20 protein-coding genes and 1 riboswitch are annotated in these 17,752 nt (G+C 55.0%); of the genes, 6 read left to right on the top strand and 14 right to left on the bottom strand.

The features are described from left to right. Position 1 precedes the first annotated feature (1 nt). Positions 2-1,108: an ABC transporter permease gene (locus tag ACREYP_RS16025; RefSeq protein WP_498880983.1), complete on the top strand. Its 1,107-nt coding sequence runs from the start codon at positions 2-4 to the stop codon at positions 1,106-1,108. Here the strand turns inward: ACREYP_RS16025 and ACREYP_RS16030 are convergent. The 7 genes from ACREYP_RS16030 to moaA all read right to left on the bottom strand — a co-directional run bounded on the left by ACREYP_RS16030 (position 1,070) and on the right by moaA (position 5,204). Further along, positions 1,070-1,477, bottom strand: coding sequence for a YbhQ family protein (locus ACREYP_RS16030; RefSeq protein WP_008456275.1), 408 nt, complete (start codon positions 1,475-1,477; stop codon positions 1,070-1,072). The two genes, ACREYP_RS16025 and ACREYP_RS16030, sit on opposite strands and share 39 nt — an antisense overlap. A gap of 186 nt (positions 1,478-1,663) precedes the next feature. Continuing rightward, on the bottom strand, positions 1,664-2,374 hold the full coding sequence (locus ACREYP_RS16035; RefSeq protein ID WP_498880984.1) for a Bax inhibitor-1/YccA family protein: 711 nt from the start codon (positions 2,372-2,374) through the stop codon (positions 1,664-1,666). A 90-nt stretch (positions 2,375-2,464) separates the two neighbouring features. Beyond that, positions 2,465-2,917, bottom strand: a complete 453-nt coding sequence (gene moaE, locus ACREYP_RS16040) for a molybdopterin synthase catalytic subunit MoaE (protein WP_008456271.1) — start codon at positions 2,915-2,917, stop codon at positions 2,465-2,467. Next, positions 2,918-3,163, bottom strand: a complete 246-nt coding sequence (gene moaD / locus ACREYP_RS16045; RefSeq protein WP_008456269.1) for a molybdopterin synthase sulfur carrier subunit — start codon at positions 3,161-3,163, stop codon at positions 2,918-2,920. Next, on the bottom strand, positions 3,156-3,641 hold the full coding sequence (gene moaC, locus ACREYP_RS16050; protein WP_008456267.1) for a cyclic pyranopterin monophosphate synthase MoaC: 486 nt from the start codon (positions 3,639-3,641) through the stop codon (positions 3,156-3,158). The genes moaD and moaC overlap by 8 nt, the downstream gene beginning before the upstream one ends. 3 nt (positions 3,642-3,644) lie before the next feature. Next, positions 3,645-4,157: a molybdenum cofactor biosynthesis protein B gene (moaB, locus tag ACREYP_RS16055; RefSeq protein ID WP_008456265.1), complete on the bottom strand. Its 513-nt coding sequence runs from the start codon at positions 4,155-4,157 to the stop codon at positions 3,645-3,647. 24 nt (positions 4,158-4,181) lie between these two features. Further along, positions 4,182-5,204: a GTP 3',8-cyclase MoaA gene (gene moaA / locus ACREYP_RS16060; RefSeq protein ID WP_166995348.1), complete on the bottom strand. Its 1,023-nt coding sequence runs from the start codon at positions 5,202-5,204 to the stop codon at positions 4,182-4,184. Beyond that, a riboswitch (molybdenum cofactor riboswitch) is annotated at positions 5,160-5,294 on the bottom strand. It overlaps the preceding gene by 45 nt. Positions 5,295-5,502: 208 nt before the next feature. Between moaA and yvcK the strand changes: the two genes are divergently transcribed. Continuing rightward, positions 5,503-6,411: a uridine diphosphate-N-acetylglucosamine-binding protein YvcK gene (gene yvcK, locus ACREYP_RS16065; protein ID WP_008456260.1), complete on the top strand. Its 909-nt coding sequence runs from the start codon at positions 5,503-5,505 to the stop codon at positions 6,409-6,411. A gap of 10 nt (positions 6,412-6,421) precedes the next feature. Here the strand turns inward: yvcK and uvrB are convergent, their stop codons facing one another. Continuing rightward, positions 6,422-8,437 (bottom strand): excinuclease ABC subunit UvrB, encoded by a 2,016-nt coding sequence (gene uvrB, locus ACREYP_RS16070; protein WP_166995346.1) that lies wholly within the window; start codon positions 8,435-8,437, stop codon positions 6,422-6,424. A 791-nt stretch (positions 8,438-9,228) separates the two neighbouring features. Between uvrB and ACREYP_RS16075 the strand changes: the two genes are divergently transcribed. Next, positions 9,229-9,939 carry an ABC transporter ATP-binding protein gene (locus ACREYP_RS16075; RefSeq protein ID WP_213716680.1) on the top strand — a complete coding sequence of 237 codons (711 nt, stop codon included), beginning with the start codon at positions 9,229-9,231 and terminating at the stop codon, positions 9,937-9,939. A gap of 12 nt (positions 9,940-9,951) precedes the next feature. Here the strand turns inward: ACREYP_RS16075 and ACREYP_RS16080 are convergent, their stop codons facing one another. From ACREYP_RS16080 to bioB, 6 genes are all read right to left on the bottom strand, one after another. After that, a complete protein-coding gene (locus ACREYP_RS16080; protein ID WP_008456254.1) occupies positions 9,952-10,470 on the bottom strand; it encodes a helix-turn-helix transcriptional regulator in 519 nt (172 codons plus the stop codon). A 15-nt stretch (positions 10,471-10,485) separates the two neighbouring features. Next, on the bottom strand, positions 10,486-10,746 hold the full coding sequence (locus ACREYP_RS16085) for a hypothetical protein (RefSeq protein WP_071530474.1): 261 nt from the start codon (positions 10,744-10,746) through the stop codon (positions 10,486-10,488). Between the two features lie 177 nt (positions 10,747-10,923). Then, positions 10,924-11,607 (bottom strand): dethiobiotin synthase, encoded by a 684-nt coding sequence (gene bioD / locus ACREYP_RS16090; RefSeq protein WP_008456251.1) that lies wholly within the window; start codon positions 11,605-11,607, stop codon positions 10,924-10,926. After that, on the bottom strand, positions 11,600-12,358 hold the full coding sequence (gene bioC / locus ACREYP_RS16095; RefSeq protein WP_498880985.1) for a malonyl-ACP O-methyltransferase BioC: 759 nt from the start codon (positions 12,356-12,358) through the stop codon (positions 11,600-11,602). Before bioC ends, bioD begins: the two co-directional genes overlap by 8 nt. Continuing rightward, the gene (bioF, locus tag ACREYP_RS16100; protein WP_213716672.1) at positions 12,342-13,493 is read right to left on the bottom strand and encodes an 8-amino-7-oxononanoate synthase; all 1,152 of its coding nucleotides are present in this window, start codon (positions 13,491-13,493) and stop codon (positions 12,342-12,344) included. Before bioF ends, bioC begins: the two co-directional genes overlap by 17 nt. Beyond that, complete coding sequence (gene bioB / locus ACREYP_RS16105; RefSeq protein ID WP_008456235.1) at positions 13,490-14,530, bottom strand: biotin synthase BioB; 1,041 nt, start codon at positions 14,528-14,530, stop codon at positions 13,490-13,492. The genes bioF and bioB overlap by 4 nt, the downstream gene beginning before the upstream one ends. Before the next feature lie 89 nt (positions 14,531-14,619). On the opposite strand from bioB, the gene bioA reads away from it, so the two are divergent. The 3 genes from bioA to ACREYP_RS16120 all read left to right on the top strand — a co-directional run bounded on the left by bioA (position 14,620) and on the right by ACREYP_RS16120 (position 17,723). Then, positions 14,620-15,906: an adenosylmethionine--8-amino-7-oxononanoate transaminase gene (gene bioA, locus ACREYP_RS16110; protein ID WP_008456232.1), complete on the top strand. Its 1,287-nt coding sequence runs from the start codon at positions 14,620-14,622 to the stop codon at positions 15,904-15,906. A gap of 163 nt (positions 15,907-16,069) precedes the next feature. Next, complete coding sequence (locus ACREYP_RS16115; protein ID WP_008456230.1) at positions 16,070-16,309, top strand: hypothetical protein; 240 nt, start codon at positions 16,070-16,072, stop codon at positions 16,307-16,309. A 145-nt stretch (positions 16,310-16,454) separates the two neighbouring features. Then, positions 16,455-17,723, top strand: coding sequence for a putative acyl-CoA thioester hydrolase (locus ACREYP_RS16120; RefSeq protein ID WP_008456229.1), 1,269 nt, complete (start codon positions 16,455-16,457; stop codon positions 17,721-17,723). Positions 17,724-17,752 lie beyond the last annotated feature (29 nt).

Genomic DNA, 17,752 nt, shown 5'->3' on the forward strand with positions numbered 1-17,752 from the left:
CATGTTTTATCGTTTATGGACGTTGATTCGCAAAGAGCTGCAGTCGCTGCTACGCGAGCCGCAGACCCGCGCCATCCTGATTTTGCCGGTGCTGCTGCAGGTGCTTTTGTTCCCGTTTGCCGCCACGCTTGAGGTCACCAATGCCACCATCGCTATTTATAACGAAGACAACGGTAACCATTCGATTGAGCTGACCCAGCGCTTTGCCCGTGCCAGCGCCTTCAGCCACGTGCTGCTGCTGAAAAGCCCGCAGGAAATACAGCCGACGATAGACAACCAAAAAGCCCTGCTGCTGATTCGTTTCCCGGCAAATTTCTCGCGCGATATTGCCAGTCAGAATCCGGCGAAGCTGCAGATTCTGCTCGACGGGCGTAACTCAAACAGCGCGCAGATTGCCGCGAATTACCTCCAGCAAATCGTCAATAACTATCAGCAAGAGCTGATGACCGACCTGCCAAAACCCAACAACAGCGAGCTGACTATTCGCAACTGGTATAACCCTAACCTCGATTACAAATGGTTTGTGGTGCCGTCGCTGATTGCGATGATTACCACCATCGGCGTGATGATTGTAACGTCCCTCTCCGTGGCCCGGGAACGCGAGCAAGGCACGCTCGATCAGCTGTTGGTTTCGCCCCTGGCCACCTGGCAAATCTTTATTGGCAAAGCGGTTCCCGCGCAGATTGTCGCGTTGGTGCAGGCCACCATTGTGCTGGCGGTAGGAATTTGGGGCTACCACATCCCCTTCTCCGGCTCGCTGCTGCTGTTTTACTTCACGATGATTATCTACGGGCTGTCTCTGGTGGGGTTCGGGCTGCTGATTTCCGCCCTCTGCTCAACCCAGCAGCAGGCGTTTATTGGCGTGTTTGTCTTTATGATGCCGGCGATCCTGCTCTCCGGCTATGTCTCACCGGTGGAAAACATGCCGGTGTGGCTGCAGGATTTGACGTGGATAAACCCGATTCGTCATTTTACCGATATCACCAAGCAGATTTACCTGAAGGATGCGAGCTTTGGGATTGTCTGGCAGAGTTTGTGGCCGCTGCTGGTGATTGCGGCCACAACGGGTTCAGCGGCGTACTGGATGTTTAGGCGTAAGATTGCGTGATTTGTCTTTCGCGAGCAGAGAGAAGATAGCTGGCCCGGCGAGCATTGCCAGGCCGGCGAGCGCCAGAAGAAGGTGACTCTGTACCACTCGAGACAGTAGCCACAGCGCAATCATTGCGTTGCCGAAATACCATGTAGTAGTCAGCTCTTCAAGAAAATCACCTATATCGCGCAGCAAACCGGTGTGAAAACGCTGGAAGATAAACATCAGCACCACAGTGGCGACATAAAGCAGGCACAGCCCTACGCCCACGGGGATCAGGGTCGCGGTTTTCCAGCCAACGAGCAGCGCAGCGACCACCGCAAGATGCAGCATAATCTGCCAGCAACCCAGTCCGGTTCTCACTCTTACACGTTGTTGCCACTTCATGCTTTATCTCCTGGAGTATTTCTTCCTGTTAATCAGAGTACGCAAGTGTACGGAAATTTCCTCAATACGCCCCCTTTTTGTGACAGATATTGCAATTTATTTCCGTTCAGGCAGGTAAAAGTCGCGCGAGGAAAAGCAAAACTGCGGGGAAAACTCCCTCCCCGCGAAGGGGAGGGAATATATAGATTAGCGGCGGTTACCGAAGATACGCAGCAGCATCAGGAACAGGTTGATGAAGTCCAGATACAGCGTCAGGGCACCCAGAATTGAGTACTTACGCAGCATTTGCGCGTCGCGGGTATCAATTTGCTCGCCGATGTTTTTCAGTTTCTGCGTGTCGTATGCGGTCAGGCCCACAAAAACCACCACGCCGATGTAGGTGATGGCCCACATGAGCGCATCGCTTTTCAGCCAGAAATTAACCAGCGAAGCCAGTACAATCCCGATCAGCGCCATAAAAAACATGTTGCCGAAGCCGCTCAGGTCACGTTTGGTGGTATAGCCATAGAGGCTCATGGCACCAAACATCCCGCCTGCCACCACAAATGTGCTGGCGATGGACGAATAGGTATAAACCAGGAAAATGCTCGCCATGGTCAACCCGGTCAGCGCCGAGTAAAGCATAAACAGCGACGTCGCCACGCCAGCGCTCAGCTTGTGCACCATGCCGGAGAGCACAAAGACCAGCCCCAGTTGAACGATGATCAGACCAAAGAAAGTGATTTTACTGGAGAAGACAAACTCCATCACCGCCGGGGTATTCGCCGCGTACCACGCGATAAAGGCGGTTAAAAGTAGACCGCAGGTCATCCAGCCGTAAACTTGCGCCATAAAGGTCTGAAGGCCCGTATTGGCACGCTGCACGATAGTCTCATTGGGACGCGGGAATCGGTCCATGATGCTTCCTCTGTGTTGTGAATTAAACTTCTGACGCGAGCTGTTTGGCTCACCCGCTTTAAGATTAACACATCCCGCAGACCGCGTAGCCTACCAGCGTTTAGCCGCCTGCTTATCGCTGTCCCGGGCTTCGACCCAGCGGTCGCCTTCGGCGGTCGCTTCACGTTTCCAGAACGGGGCGCGAGTTTTCAGGTAATCCATGATGAACTGGGCGGCTTCAAACGCTGAGCTGCGGTGCGCGCCCGTCACGCCGACAAAGACAATTTCATCGCCTGGCCACAGTTCGCCGATGCGGTGAATCACCGTCACGCGCTGCAGCGGCCAACGGCTTCTGGCCTCGGCGACAATTTCAGCCAGCGCTTTTTCGGTCATGCCCGGATAATGTTCAAGCGTCAGGGCGCTAACGCTGTCGCCAAGGTTGTGATTGCGAACTTTACCGGTGAAGGTCACGACCGCACCGTCTTCATCGCACTGAGAAAGCCACTGATACTCTTCGCCGACGTTGAAATTCTCGCGGCCAACAATAATACGGGTGCTGTCCACTTAACCTCCGGTCACCGGTGGGAAAAAGGCCACTTCGTCACCCTTCGCCAGCGGATGATCAAAGCTCACCAGCGTTTGATTGACCGCGGCCAGCAGCTTGCCGGACTCCAGCGCCAGCGCCCACCGGCTGCCTCTGTCGGCCAATGCCGCACGCAGTTGCTCCACATCGCCGTAGGCTTCATCCAGCGCCAGGCTGTCGCAGCCGACCAGTTCGCGTACCTGGGCAAAAAACAGAACATTAAGCATCGTTTGCCACCTTAAAATCGCCGGATTTTCCGCCGCTCTTTTCCAGCAGACGGACAGGGCCGATGACCATGTCTTTTTGTACGGCTTTGCACATGTCATAAATGGTCAACGCGGCGACGGAGGCCGCAGTTAATGCCTCCATTTCTACGCCGGTTTTTCCCGTCAGGCGGCACACGGACTCGATGCGAACTCGGTTTTGCTCAGTCTGAGCCTCAAGCTGCACTTCTACTTTGCTCAGTAAAAGCGGATGGCACAGCGGAATCAGTTCCCAGGTGCGTTTAGCGGCCTGGATCCCCGCGATACGTGCGGTGGCAAAAACGTCACCTTTGTGGTGGCTGCCGTCAACAATCATCGCCAGCGTTGCCGGCTGCATGGTCACAAACGCTTCGGCGCGGGCCTCACGAACCGTCTCAGCCTTGGCGGACACGTCCACCATATGTGCTTCCCCGGCGGCGTTAATATGGGTCAAATGCGACATAACTTACTTCTTAATATGTGGGTGGAAATTGCACGGGCGCTGACGGGCATCCAGTTGAGGCTGAATGATATTTTCCCAGGCGGTTCGGCAGGCCTTCGTTGAGCCCGGCATGGCGAAAATCAGCGTTTTGTTCGCCATGCCCGCAACGGCGCGTGACTGCAGCGTAGAGGTGCCAATCTCTTCAAAGGAGAGCATACGAAACAGCTCGCCGAAACCTTCAACTTCCCGGTCAAACAGCGGGAGAAGCGCCTCCGGCGTCTGGTCTCCGTCGGTAAACCCGGTGCCGCCGTTGATCAACACCACCTGAACCTGCTCATCGGCAATCCACTGCGAAACTGCGGCCCGGATGGCATAACGGTTTTCTTTGACGATAGCTTTGTCTACCACCTGATGCCCCGCTTCCGTGGCGACTTCACTCAGATAATGACCCGAAGTGTCGTCATCTTCACCACGACGGCTGGACACCGTCAAAATAGCAATACGTGCCGGGATAAACTCTGCGCTTACCTGACTCATCGATATTCTCCTTGTGGGCAGGCTCTAGCCGCCGATATACGACAGATTTTGGGTGATGCCGGTGTTACCGTCATGCAGGAAATGGGTTTGCTTTTTCTGCGCCAGCGCAGAAGAGATACGTCCCTCCAGTTCGCTTTGCTGGGCGTCATCCGCCAACAGATCCCGCAGCGCAATTCCCTGCTCGCCAAACAGGCAGAGGTGCAGGTTACCGACGGACGAAACTCGCAGCCGGTTGCAGCTGGCACAGAAATCTTTCTCATACGGCATGATGAGCCCGATTTCGCCTTTGTAGTCGGGATGGCAGAACACCTGGGCAGGGCCATCGCTGCGCTGACGCAATTGGTGAACCCAGCCTCGCTCAAGCAGCTGGTCGCGAATGGTTTTACCGGAAATATGGTGTTTGCGGAAAAGCGAGCCGCCGTCGCCGGTTTCCATCAGCTCAATAAAGCGGAGCTGGATGGGGCGAGGTTTGATCCAGGCAAGGAAGGTCTCGAGCTGATTGTGGTTTACGTCGCGCATCAGCACGGTGTTCACTTTTACTCGCTCAAACCCCGCGTTGAAAGCCGCGTCAATGCCATCCATCACCTGCCGAAATTTATCCTGGCCGGTAATGGCATGAAACTGACGAGCGTCCAGGCTGTCGACGCTAACGTTCAGGGCGGTCAGCCCCGCATCACGCCAGGCGTTAACATCCCGGGCCAGGCGATAGCCGTTGGTCGTCACCGCAAGCTGGCGAATAGACGTGTTTTCACGCACCGCGGCGATGATTTCGGTAAAGTCGCGGCGCAAAGAAGGTTCCCCGCCCGTCAGGCGCACCTTTTCGGTACCCAGAGCAGCAAAAGCCCGGGTAACGCGACGAATTTCATCGACGTTGAGGAAGCTTTTATTGGCCACGCCGTGCGGCTTATAGCCGTCGGGCAGGCAATAGCTGCAGCGAAAGTTGCAGACGTCGGTAATTGATAAGCGCAAGTAATAGAACTTACGCGCAAAAGCATCGGTAAGCTGGGACACTGAATACACCTTTCCAAATACGGGAGATGCAGTCATTTCTTCCTGCACCCTGGCAACCTCAGGGGCTGCGGCCAGGGCACCTTATCTTGTGACTTAGGTACCATGGCTTGAGTGTGTGTTACTGCGATAGTAGCGCGACATCTGGCTTCGCGCTATATCAGTTTTCGCTATATAAATCTATACATAACGAGATAATTGCTTAATTTCGCTACAGAGTACTTAAAAAGCTAACTTTTACTTTGATATGTATCATTATCCACAGAGCAAGAATCGTCTTTTTGGCGCTTTTACGCTACCTTAAGCGCCTGTATGCCTCTTAAGGATTATCTTTTCTATGCGTAATCGCACGCTTGCAGATCTTGATCGGGTTGTCGCGCTGGGCGGTGGGCACGGCCTGGGTCGCGTCATGTCATCCCTTTCATCCCTCGGCTCACGTTTAACCGGCATCGTCACCACCACCGACAACGGCGGCTCAACCGGACGTATTCGACGCTCTGAGGGCGGGATTGCCTGGGGAGATATGCGCAACTGCCTGAATCAGCTGATCACTGAACCAAGCGTGGCATCAACAATGTTTGAGTATCGTTTTGGCGGTAACGGCGAACTTTCAGGCCATAACCTCGGAAATCTAATGTTAAAGGCGCTGGATCACCTCAGCGTGCGCCCGCTGGAGGCAATCAATTTAATTCGCAACCTGCTAAAGGTCGATGCGCAGCTGATTCCGATGTCGGAGCATCCGGTCGATTTAATGGCTACCGACGACCAGGGCAACGCCGTGTATGGCGAAGTAAGTATCGACCAGTTGCTCAATCCACCGCAGGATCTGGCGGTCTACCCGAAAGTCCCGGCCACGCGTGAAGCCTTAGAAGCCATCGCTGAAGCCGATTTAATTTTGATTGGCCCCGGCAGCTTTTACACCAGCCTGATGCCGATTTTGCTGCTTGAAGAGATGGATCAGGCGCTGCGCCGCACGCCAGCGCCGATGGTGTATATCGGCAACCTGGGCAAAGAGCTAAGCCCTGCCGCAGCCAGCCTTTCCCTGCGCCAAAAGCTTGAATTGATGGAGCAGCATATCGGAAAACGCGTTATCGATGCCGTGCTGGTTGGCCCACACGTTGAGGCCAGCGAAGTGGGCGACAGGTTGGTTATTCAACAGCCGCTGGAAGCCAGTGACATTCGGTATCGCCACGACCGCCAGCTGCTGCGGGCAGCCCTCGAACAGGCCGTGCAGCAGCTCGGGTAAACCTCGCCGCTTATGAGGCGGCGATAAAGAGTTCGCGCAGCTTGTGAAGCTGGTCGCGAATCTGCGCCGCCTCTTCAAACTCCAGATTTTGCGCGTGTTCCAGCATATTCGCTTCAAGCTGATGAATTTTCTGCTGCAGCGCTTTCGGCGTCAGCACAACTTCATCATCTTCAATCACGCTGCGTGCTTTGGTTTTAACCCGCCCTTTGGTCTTCGCCATGCCTTCGCCAAGCTGCAGAACGTCCACGACTCGTTTGTTCAGGCCCTGCGGCGTAATGCCATTTTCTTCGTTGTAGCGCTGCTGCTTCTCACGGCGGCGTTCGGTTTCACCAATCGCTTTGGCCATTGACGGCGTGATTTTATCACCGTAGAGAATCGCCTTACCGTTAACGTTACGCGCCGCACGGCCGATGGTCTGAATAAGCGAGCGCTCGGAACGTAGAAAACCTTCTTTGTCCGCATCCAGAATGGCAACCAGCGACACTTCCGGCATATCAAGACCTTCTCGCAGCAGGTTGATCCCCACCAGAACGTCAAATTCACCGAGGCGCAAATCACGGATAATCTCCATGCGTTCCACGGTGTCGATATCCGAGTGCAGGTAGCGTACACGTTCACCATGCTCCTCTAAATATTCAGTCAGGTCTTCCGCCATCCGCTTGGTTAATGTCGTCACCAGCACGCGTTCATTGATGGCCACACGTTTACGAATTTCAGAAAGCAAATCGTCTACCTGCGTTGCCACCGGACGCACTTCAATCACCGGATCGAGCAGCCCCGTAGGACGAACAACCTGGTCAACGATGTCCTCGCCAGATTTTTCCAGCTCATAGTTGCCCGGCGTCGCTGAAACGTAGATGGTCTGCGGGGCCAGCGCTTCAAACTCTTCAAATTTTAACGGGCGGTTGTCCAGCGCCGACGGCAGGCGGAAACCATATTCCACCAGCGTTTCTTTACGGGCGCGGTCGCCACGATACATGCCGCCAATTTGCGGAATGGTGACGTGGGATTCATCCACCACCAGCAGGCCATCTGCCGGAAGATAGTCAAAAAGCGTTGGGGGCGGTTCGCCAGGCCCTCGCCCGGAGAGGAAGCGCGAGTAGTTTTCAATGCCCGAACAATAACCCAGCTCGTTCATCATCTCGAGATCAAACTGGGTACGCTGGGCAATTCGCTGCTCTTCCAGCAGTTTATTATTTTCCAGCAGGAACTTGCGGCGCTCGGCCAGCTCAACTTTGATATCTTCCATCGCCTGCACAATACGCTCGCGCGGCGTAACGTAGTGCGATTTAGGGTAAATAGTAAAACGCTGAATAGTTTGATCGATTTGCCCGGTCAGTGGATCGAACAGCGACAGCCTCTCAACCTCTTCGTCGAACAACTCTACGCGCAGCGCAAGATCGTCTGATTCAGCCGGGAAGATATCGACCACCTCCCCTCTTACGCGGAACGTACCGCGCTGGAATGCCTGATCGTTGCGGGTGTATTGTAACTCCGTAAGACGGCGCAGGATCGCCCGCTGATCGATGATCATACCCTTCGTCAGGTGAAGCATCATCTTCAGGTACAGGTCCGGGTCACCCAGACCGTAGATCGCCGACACGGATGCCACCACGATGACGTCCCGCCGCTCAAGCAACGCTTTGGTCGCCGACAGACGCATCTGCTCAATGTGTTCGTTCACCGACGCATCTTTTTCAATGAAGGTGTCCGAGCTTGGCACATAAGCTTCAGGCTGATAGTAATCGTAGTAAGAGACAAAAAACTCAACGGCGTTGTCCGGGAAGAACTCTTTCATTTCACCGTAAAGCTGCGCCGCCAGCGTTTTATTTGGCGCCAGTACCATCGTGGGGCGCTGAAGGTCGGCTATCACGTTTGCTACCGTGAAGGTTTTACCCGATCCCGTTACGCCCAGCAGCGTCTGGTGCGCCAGCCCGTTTTCAAGCCCGTCTTTCAGGCGAAGGATTGCTTCAGGCTGGTCGCCAGAAGGTTTAAATGCGGAATTCAGTTTGAACGCTTTACTCATGAACGGGCTACCTGATGAAGAAACGAGCGGGCCGGAGAGTAATTTTACCCGGCAGCGGGATTTTTGCCAGTATAAAAACTGTATAAAACACCAGTTCTCATTTTTACTACGCCTGCTAACGACTGCTTTTTGCCACTTTGTTTGCCCAGAATTTGCCCCTTCACCAGATAAATCTCCAGCCACGACCGGTTATCCCCAAATTTTTTCGCCTTTTAACATTTGTCAAGGGAGGTAAGGATCCCTCGGGCCGAATGTTTGACAGTTTTATTGCAGCTGTTGCTTTTATTTAACAACTTGAATTCAAATGAATATTTCACAAAGACCGGTTTCGCGCCAATTTGGCCGCAGGCCGCGCCCGCTCTCGCTTTCGTCAAGTTTTCTAACTCTAATGCACAAGGTTATCCACAGGAATGGTGGATAACTGCAGCAAGCCCTTTTGCTTAGCCACTCGGAAAAATCCCTGATCTTCCTGTGCCAGGGGCGAAAAAAAAATTTCGCTAATTTTTTTGCTTTTATTCATTCGATTTCGCTATACCCGGCCATATTGAGCAAGATCCCGAAATCGAGATATATCCTGAGGTTAAAAGGCATTTTATTGCACCAAATTCGTACTTTTTAGCACCCGTCGAGTGCAGCAAGATCTCATCTTGCGCATCGGCTTTATCCTTTCAGGAAACCGATACTCAGTTTTATCCTGAATAGCGTGATGCTTTCAGGCATTATCACCAAGCTGGCAAGCTAATTGCAGCATATCCAGGAGGGAAACGACTCCCCAACCCAGGAGATGAGCCATGCTTAGCTTACGTGCTGTTAATCAGTTTTACGGTGACCACCACATACTGTGGAACCTCGACCTCGAGCTGACCCCGGGAGAATGCACCTGCGTGCTTGGCGCGCCAGGGCAGGGCAAAACCACGCTCGTAAACTGCATTACCGGCTATTTGCCAGTACAAAGCGGCAGTATGCTGTGGCAACAGGCGGGACAGCCGCCTGAAGACCTGGTGAATAAACCCGTGGAGCGCAGAACTGCGCTTGGGATCGGCTACGTTCCCCAGGACAGGCGCATCTTCTCCCAGCTTAGCGTTGAGGAAAATCTTCAGATAGCGATGATGGCGGGACATCATCGACCCCGGGTCATTCCTGCGCTGATTGATGACCTTTTTCCCGAGCTCTATAGCCTTCGGCAGGTAAAAAGCGGCGAACTTAGCGGGGATATGCAGCAACAGTTAGCGCTTGCCCGGGCACTGGTTTTAGAGCCCAGACTGCTGATACTGGATGAACCCACTCTCGGCGGAGGGCACCGCTTTATCACAGAAATGGGCAACCTCATCCGGCGCTTAAACCGCGACTTCGGCCTGACCATTTTACTGGTCGAACAGCGGCTGCCTTTTATACGCCGGGTTGCAGACAAGTTTTGCCTGTTGCATAAAGGCCGAAATGTCGCGCAAGGGAATGTCTCCCAGCTGGACGACAAGCTCGTGGCGGGCTGGTTAGATCCCTGAACGCAGTCTCTACTACAAATTTTTCAATTTTTCCTGAAAAACCGGGTTGAGCTCCGTCATCGCCCGATGCAGGTTGCACTGCCGCGTCACTTTCGCGATATCCAGCAAAGGCGAAGGTATGGACTTCACGCCAGAACTGTTCATCCAGCGTAAAACAGCGTCGAGATTCCATAGTGCAGTTTTCCCGTCATGTACCGGCGCTGGAAACGCCTCCCGGGAAACCATAACTTTGCGAATATACTGCCGGGACACCCCTAGCAGTTCCGCTACGTCACTCAACCCCACTAAATCAGGGGCAGCTTCAACCAATAACGCGCCTTGAATAATGCCTGAAACGTCCTTCAGCGCGCTCAGTAAGGCTTCTTCTGCTGTGTCGGCCTCGCGGATGAAATTCAGAGCAATACGCCCCGTCACACCGATGCCAACGAGGGCATCATCACACCCTCCTGCGCCCAGAGCAGCAACCCACTTCTCCGGATCTTTTTTCCCTTCTGGTAGAGTAAAAACAAGCGTGAACGTGTATTCCGCCATGGAGCCTTCTCCTTGTTAATGCAGGACGCTACGTGATGCCCTATTGGCGCATCCATCCACAAGCCTGCGAATTTGTCTGGCATGGTTCTCTGCGTTGCGAGGCGTGCTCCAGACACAGCTGATACAAAACTCGCCGCACCGGCATGTTTTATCGTTCCAGGGGCAATACATTTTTCCCCAGCAATGCGAACCGCCCTCTTTGACCCGCCAACCCTGGCATTCTGCGTAGCTTAATGCCGCCTCTATCTCTTTTTGCGGGTGCCGTTTTCTGGCCATATCTCCTCCGGCTAAAAAAGCATCTCATAAAAGGTTGTCATATGACAACTAAAAGTATGAAATACTCTATAGACGTTGCAGCCTGGAATGAATCTTTGTCTGTGGGGAAAAGGTTAAAGCGGGAGCCAGCCCGAGGCTTTGCTGCGGGCCTGGCTTTTGTTGCAGTCGCCTTGCGGCTTAGATCGTAATAACGGAGAGATCGAGGTAGTGACCAAGCTCGGTTTGATCGCTGATACCCTTAAGCCAGGGAATTTCCCCCAGCAGCGGGGCCGGCAGCCGCTGTTTGAGCGTGGCAAGATATTCCGCATGCCTTTTTCCTGCGGGTTGAACACCGTTTGCTACCCAGCCCGCCAGCGGTAAACCGGCGGCCAGCACCGCCTGTACCGTGAGCATTGCATGATTAATGCAGCCAAGTTTCACGCCCACCACTAAAATAACCGGCAGTTGCTCGCTGATGGCCCATTCGGCAAATGTCGTGGTGTCAGACAGCGGGGTAAACCAGCCTCCAGCCCCCTCAACCTGAACCCAGTCGGCTTTTCCGGTAAGATTCTTTAGACCTTCAGACATAGCAGAAAAAGTAATGGGGCGCTGCTCTTCAGCACTAATGATGTGCGGGGAGGTCGGCTCAAGAAAAGCCAACGGATTGATCTCCTCATACGGCAATTTAACCGAACTATTGCGCTGCAGCGCTAACGCATCACTGTTGCGAATGCCTTCAGGGGTCATTTCACTGCCAGAGGCCACAGGCTTATAGCCCACAGAGCGATACCCCGCAGTATTCGCCGCCTGAAGCAGCGCGCAGCTGGCGATGGTCTTCCCAACTTCAGTGTCGGTGCCGGTCACAAACCATTTTTTAATCACGTTCAATTACTCCAAAAATTATCTGCCAGCTAAGAAAGAACTGCCCGTCTTGCCGGGGCCACGCTTCGCTGAGCCGCTGCAGTTGCCCACGCGTCAGCAGAGTGTTTTTGCGACCATCGTGCAGGTGTGTTGCCCCAACGCCTTTTAGCGAACGCATGGCGCTCATGACGTCAGGAAAACGCTGGCTGACGGTGCGGCTGGTTAATACGTAACGCCATGGGCGACACGCCTGGTCAATTTCGGCCAGGGATAAAAACTGGTTGGCATGCGCCCGTTCGTCTACCCCACGCCAGGCCTCGCGCAGTTCAGACAGTGAACCTGCCGCAAGCGTGCTGAACGCAATGCACCCACCCGGTTTCGTCACGCGATAAAGCTCGGATAAGCCTTGCTGCAGATCGCTGCACCACTGAACGGCAAGATTACTCCAGGCCAGATCCACCTGGTCATCCGCCAGCGGAATAGACTCGATATCCCCCTCAAGAAAGCGATGCGCCGACTGGGTTTGCTGGCACCGCTCAAGCATCGCTTTCGAGATGTCCAGCGCCAGCACTTCGCTTCCTTTGTCCCGCCAAATTCGGCTGTACCAGCCGGTACCGCAGCCTGCATCCAGCACGCTTACGGCACGGCGGTTTTCCAGCTCGGCCAGCAGGTTATCACCGCAGATACGCTGCAGCTCGGCGAAACGCTCGTAGCTGCCTGCCGCCCGGCTAAACGCTGCGGCGACGGCGGCTTTATCAACAAGCTGCGTCATAAAGCGCCTCCAGCAATGCGTCTATGTCGCCAGAAGTATGCGCGGCCGTAAGGGTGATGCGCAGGCGGGCGCTGCCGGGGGGAACGGTAGGCGGGCGAATGGCTGTTAACCAGAAGCCCCGCTCTTTCAGGCGGGAGGCGAGATCCAGCGTGCGCTGATTCTCCCCCACAATCAGAGGTTGTATCGCGCTACCTGAATCCGCCAGATTCAGCGAGAGTCGGGCAGCACCCTGCCGAAAACGCAGAATATTTTCAGCAAGCCTTGCTCTGTACTCATCGCCATGCTGAACCACCTTTAACGCGGCCTGAAGCGACACGGCCTGCGCCGGCGGCATCGCGGTGCTGTATATCAAGTGGCGGGCAAACTGCAGCAGGTAAGTTGCAACGTCTTCGTCGCACAATACCGCCGCACCGCTGCCGCCAAACGCTTTGCCAAAGGTGACGACAAGAATATCCGGTTTGATTTTTTGCCGATCGCAACTGCCACGCCCCTCTTTGCCGAGGACACCAATACCGTGCGCGTCGTCGACCATTAACCAACCGTCTGCTTGTCTTGTTGCCTGTGCTATTTCAGCCAGCGGCGCGCTGTCCCCGTCCATGCTGAAGATGCCTTCGGTCAGGACAAGCCGTTCACCTTCATGCGGTTTACCGAGCTGCGTGGCAAGGGCCTGAACGTCGTTGTGATGAAATCTGCGTAGCTGAGCCGGACTTTGCATCGCCGCTTCCATCATTGAGGCATGGCAAAGTTTATCGGCGATAAGCGTGTCCGTTTTTTGCGCCAGCGCGGAGATCACCGCCTGGTTTGCGCTGTAGCCGGAGATAAACAACAGCGCTCGCTCAAAGCCGAGCCAATCCGCCAGCTGTTCCTCAAACGCCTGATGTGCACGGCTATACCCCGTGACGTGGCCAGACCCGCCGCTGCCAACGCCGAACTGCGTCGCGCCTTTTTGCCAGGCCTCCGTAATCTGCGGGTGATGACTCAGTCCCAGATAATCGTTGCTGGAAAAATTCAAATATTCCCGACCGTTGGCCGAAAAAATACGCCCGTTACCGAGCGTATTGGCCTGTCGGGTGCGAAGGCTGGCGCTGGTCCGCCGTTCGCTTAAAGCCCCGGAGATTCGCTGTGGCCAGCTCATACCGCCGCCGCGTTGTAGTAATTGTCGGTATCGGCGTTCAGGATCTGCCCGGCGAGCTGCTCCTGCTGTTCGTTGTCACCCATTTCGGTGGTGGTTTGCTGCGGATTAAGCCCCAGCTTGCGGAACAGCTGCAGATCTTTGTCCTCTTCTGGGTTCGGCGTCGTCAGCAGTTTGCAGCCGTAGAAAATAGAGTTTGCACCGGCCATAAAACACATTGCCTGCGTCTGCTCGCTCATCTGCTCGCGGCCTGCGGAAAGGCGCACGTAGGAGGTTGGCATCATGATGCGGGCCACCGCGATGGTACGAATAAAATCAAAGGCATCCACGTCTTCGTTATCCGCCAGAGGCGTGCCTTTCACTTTCACCAGCATGTTGATAGGGACGCTTTCTGGTGGCGTTGGCAAATTCGCTAATTGCAGCAGCAGTCCGGCGCGGTCGGTGACGGTTTCGCCCAGGCCGACAATCCCACCGGAGCAAACTTTGATCCCTGCATCACGAACTTTATCCAGCGTGTCCAGACGTTCCTGATAGGTTCGGGTCGTGATGATGTTGCCGTAAAATTCCGGGGAGGTGTCCAGATTGTGGTTGTAATAGTCCAGCCCAGCGGAGGCCAGGCGCTGCGCCTGTTCATTGGTTAGCGTACCGAGCGTCATACAGGTTTCCAGCCCCATAGCGCGAACGCCCTGCACCATCTGCTCAAGGTAAGGCATATCGCGCTCATGCGGGTTCTTCCAGGCGGCCCCCATACAAAAACGTGTCGAACCTGCGTTTTTAGCCTTGCGGGCGGAGTCCAGCACCTGCTCAACTTCCATCAGGCGTTCAGACTCCAGGCCTGTTTTATATCTGGCGCTTTGTGGGCAATATTTACAGTCTTCCGGGCAAGCACCGGTTTTTATAGACAGCAAGGTGCTGACCTGTACCTGTCGGGGATCGAAATGCTGGCGATGCGTCTGCTGCGCTTCAAACAACAGATCCAACAAAGGTTTTTGAAATAAAGCAGTGACCTGCGACATTGTCCAGCGTGCGTGGTGAGCCATGGGGCCTCTCCAAAAGGGGTGTTATGGGAAATCGATTGACGTTATACTCGTAAACCTAAATGTTTTTCAAATGGTTTACAAGTCACCCTATGACCCCTGATGATTTAGCGTTCGACCAGCGACATATCTGGCACCCGTACACCTCGATGAGCCAGCCGCTCCCGGTTTATCCCGTTGTGGCCGCGGCGGGCTGTGAGCTGCAGTTGGCTGACGGACGCATGCTCGTCGACGGCATGTCCTCCTGGTGGGCGGCTATTCATGGCTACAACCACCCGCGACTGAATCAGGCCATGAAGCGACAGATCGATAGCATGTCACACGTGATGTTCGGCGGTATTACGCACCCACCTGCCGTTGAGCTGTGCCGCAAGCTGGTCGCGATGACACCTGACCCGCTGGAATGTGTGTTTCTGGCGGACTCCGGTTCCGTCGCCGTTGAGGTCGCCATGAAAATGGCGCTGCAGTACTGGCACGCCAGGGGACAGCCTCGCCAGCGTTTTCTGACCTTCCGCAATGGCTATCACGGCGATACGTTTGGTGCGATGTCAGTCTGCGATCCTGATAACTCGATGCACAGCCTGTGGCAGGGCTATTTGCCTGAGCATCTTTTTGCCCCTGCTCCGCAGTGCGGCTTTGGTGATGAATGGAACGAAATGGATATCGTGCCGTTTGCCCGCCTGATGGCTGCACATCGCGAAGAGATTGCCGCCGTTATTCTGGAGCCTGTCGTCCAGGGCGCGGGGGGCATGCGTTTTTACCACCCTGAATGGCTGCGCCGCCTCCGCCGCATGTGCGACCGGGAGGGGATTCTGCTGATCGCCGACGAGATCGCGACAGGTTTTGGCCGCACCGGGAAACTGTTTGCCTGCGACCACGCGGATATTTCACCGGATATTATGTGTCTCGGCAAAGCGCTAACCGGCGGCACAATGACGCTCTCCGCAACACTTGCCACCCGCCATGTCGCAGAAACCATCAGCGACGGTGAAGCCGGCTGCTTTATGCACGGCCCAACTTTTATGGGGAACCCGCTCGCCTGCGCGGTTGCCAGTGAAAGCCTGGCGCTCCTGGCGGAAGGAGACTGGCAGCAGCAGGTTCTGGCGATTGAGCAGCAGCTTCGGGAAGGTTTGCTGCCGCTGACGGCGAACGAAAACGTAGCCGACGTGCGCGTACTGGGCGCTATTGGCGTGGTGGAAACACGCCGGCCTGTAGATATGGCCGCTTTGCAGCGTTTCTTTGTCGAACAGGGCGTGTGGATCCGGCCGTTTGGCCGCCTGATCTACCTGATGCCGCCTTATATCATCGGCCCTGAACAGCTGGATAAATTAATTGTGGCCGTCGCGCAGGCGGTAAAAAATCCTGAGTTTTTCCACTAGTTTCTGTTTCAACCGGGTCGGTATCGCTTGCCGGCCTGGTCTGCCCTTCCGCTAATCGATTTCTGGAATGAATTTACTCAAATAAATCCAGTTAAGTTATTAATCCCTTCCCGTCTCGCTGCCGATTAACCTTTCACCAGATTCACATCACAGAGAGACAGAAATGAAGAGAACCGTTGTACTCAGCTTCTGCCTGATGGCAGGCAGCGCCCTGGCCGATACCGGCTCGCCCCAGCTAAAGGCGGAGACACAGTCAGTGATTCGCCAGGCGGGTTATCAGTGCGATACCGTGAACAGCGTGTACCCCGCCGCATTCGGAGGTTCACTTACGGTCTCCTGCGATGATGACCACAAATATATTATTCGCAAAAAAAACGGTCAGTACGAAGTAGAAAAAGAATAACAAATCGCTTTTTCATCGCCGAAAAATACCCTCACCCCCCTTTCTGAAGCCGATTTGCACAAATCGGCTTCCCGTTTCGCTCAACTTAGTATAAAAAGCAGGTTTTGAAATAACCCTCTATTCCACCGTACAGCAAGGAGCAACCTTGAACACATTATCGGTTTCTCGTCGCGCCGCAGCCCTGGCTTTCGCCGTGGCGCTGAGTGCATGTAGCTCAACCCCACCCCAGGACAAACCGTCTACTCAGGTGGCGCCGGGAACCCAGTCCCGCCCGATCCTGGCGGCTGACGAAGCACAGAATTTTGTGGCAGCGCGCTACTTCACCGCGATGAACCCAAATGAAGCCCCGTGGACGCCGTCCTCGATTCGCACGCCTCAGCAGCCTGATTTCGTGGTTGGCCCTGCCGGTACGCCTGGCGTCACCCACACATCAGTCCAGGCCGCGGTGGACGCTGCTATTATCAAGCACAGCAGCTCTCGCCTGTATATCGCCATCATGCCGGGTCAATATGAAGGTACGGTGTATATTCCTGCGGCTTCCGGTAGCGTGACGCTGTACGGTACTTCCGGCAACGCAGATGATGTCAAAATCGGCCTGACGCTGGACTCTGAAATCGACCCGACAACCTGGCGTCGCACCGTTAACCCGGGCGGGAAATACATGCCAGGGAAACCCGCCTGGTACATGTTCGATAACTGCCAGAGCCGCCGCGGCGCGACCGTGGGCGTGATGTGTTCCGCTGCCGTTTGGTCACAGAATAATGGCTTGCAGCTCCAGAACCTGACCATCCAGAACACCCTGGGTGACAGCGTGGACGCCGGCAATCACCAGGCCGTGGCGCTGCGCAGCGATGGCGATAAAGTACAGCTGAATAACGTTCACCTGCTGGGCCGCCAGAACACCTTCTTCGTCACCAACAGCGATGTTCAGAACCGCATGTTGACCAATCGTCAGCCGCGTACGCTGGTAACCAACAGCTACATTGAAGGTGATGTGGATGTGGTCGCAGGCCGCGGTGCCGTGGTGTTTGATAACACTGATTTCCGCCTGGTGAACAGCCGCACCAAAGAAGGTTCCGTGTTCGCACCAGCCACGCTGCCAAACATCTACTACGGCTTCCTGGCAATCAACAGCCGCTTTACCGCAGCCGGTGACGCTCAGTTGGGTCGCTCATGGGATTTAGGCCAGGCCGCAAATGGCCAGGTTGTGATCCGCGACAGCGTGATCAACGAAGGTTTCAACACGGCTAAACCGTGGGGCGATGCGCTGGAGTCCAAGCGTCCGTTCGCGGGCAACATTGGCACCAAAGACGATAAAGGCGCGATCAAACGCGATCTGAATGACCCGAGCTTCAACCGCATGTGGGAGTTCAATAACCGTGGTGTAGGCAGCCCGGTCGTCGAAGAGAAGTAATTTTTAGTTCAGTAAGAAAAAACCTCGCC

The organism is Enterobacter sp. TMH.L2, assembly GCF_050847315.1.
In the GTDB taxonomy this organism is placed as follows: Bacteria; Pseudomonadota; Gammaproteobacteria; order Enterobacterales; family Enterobacteriaceae; genus Cedecea.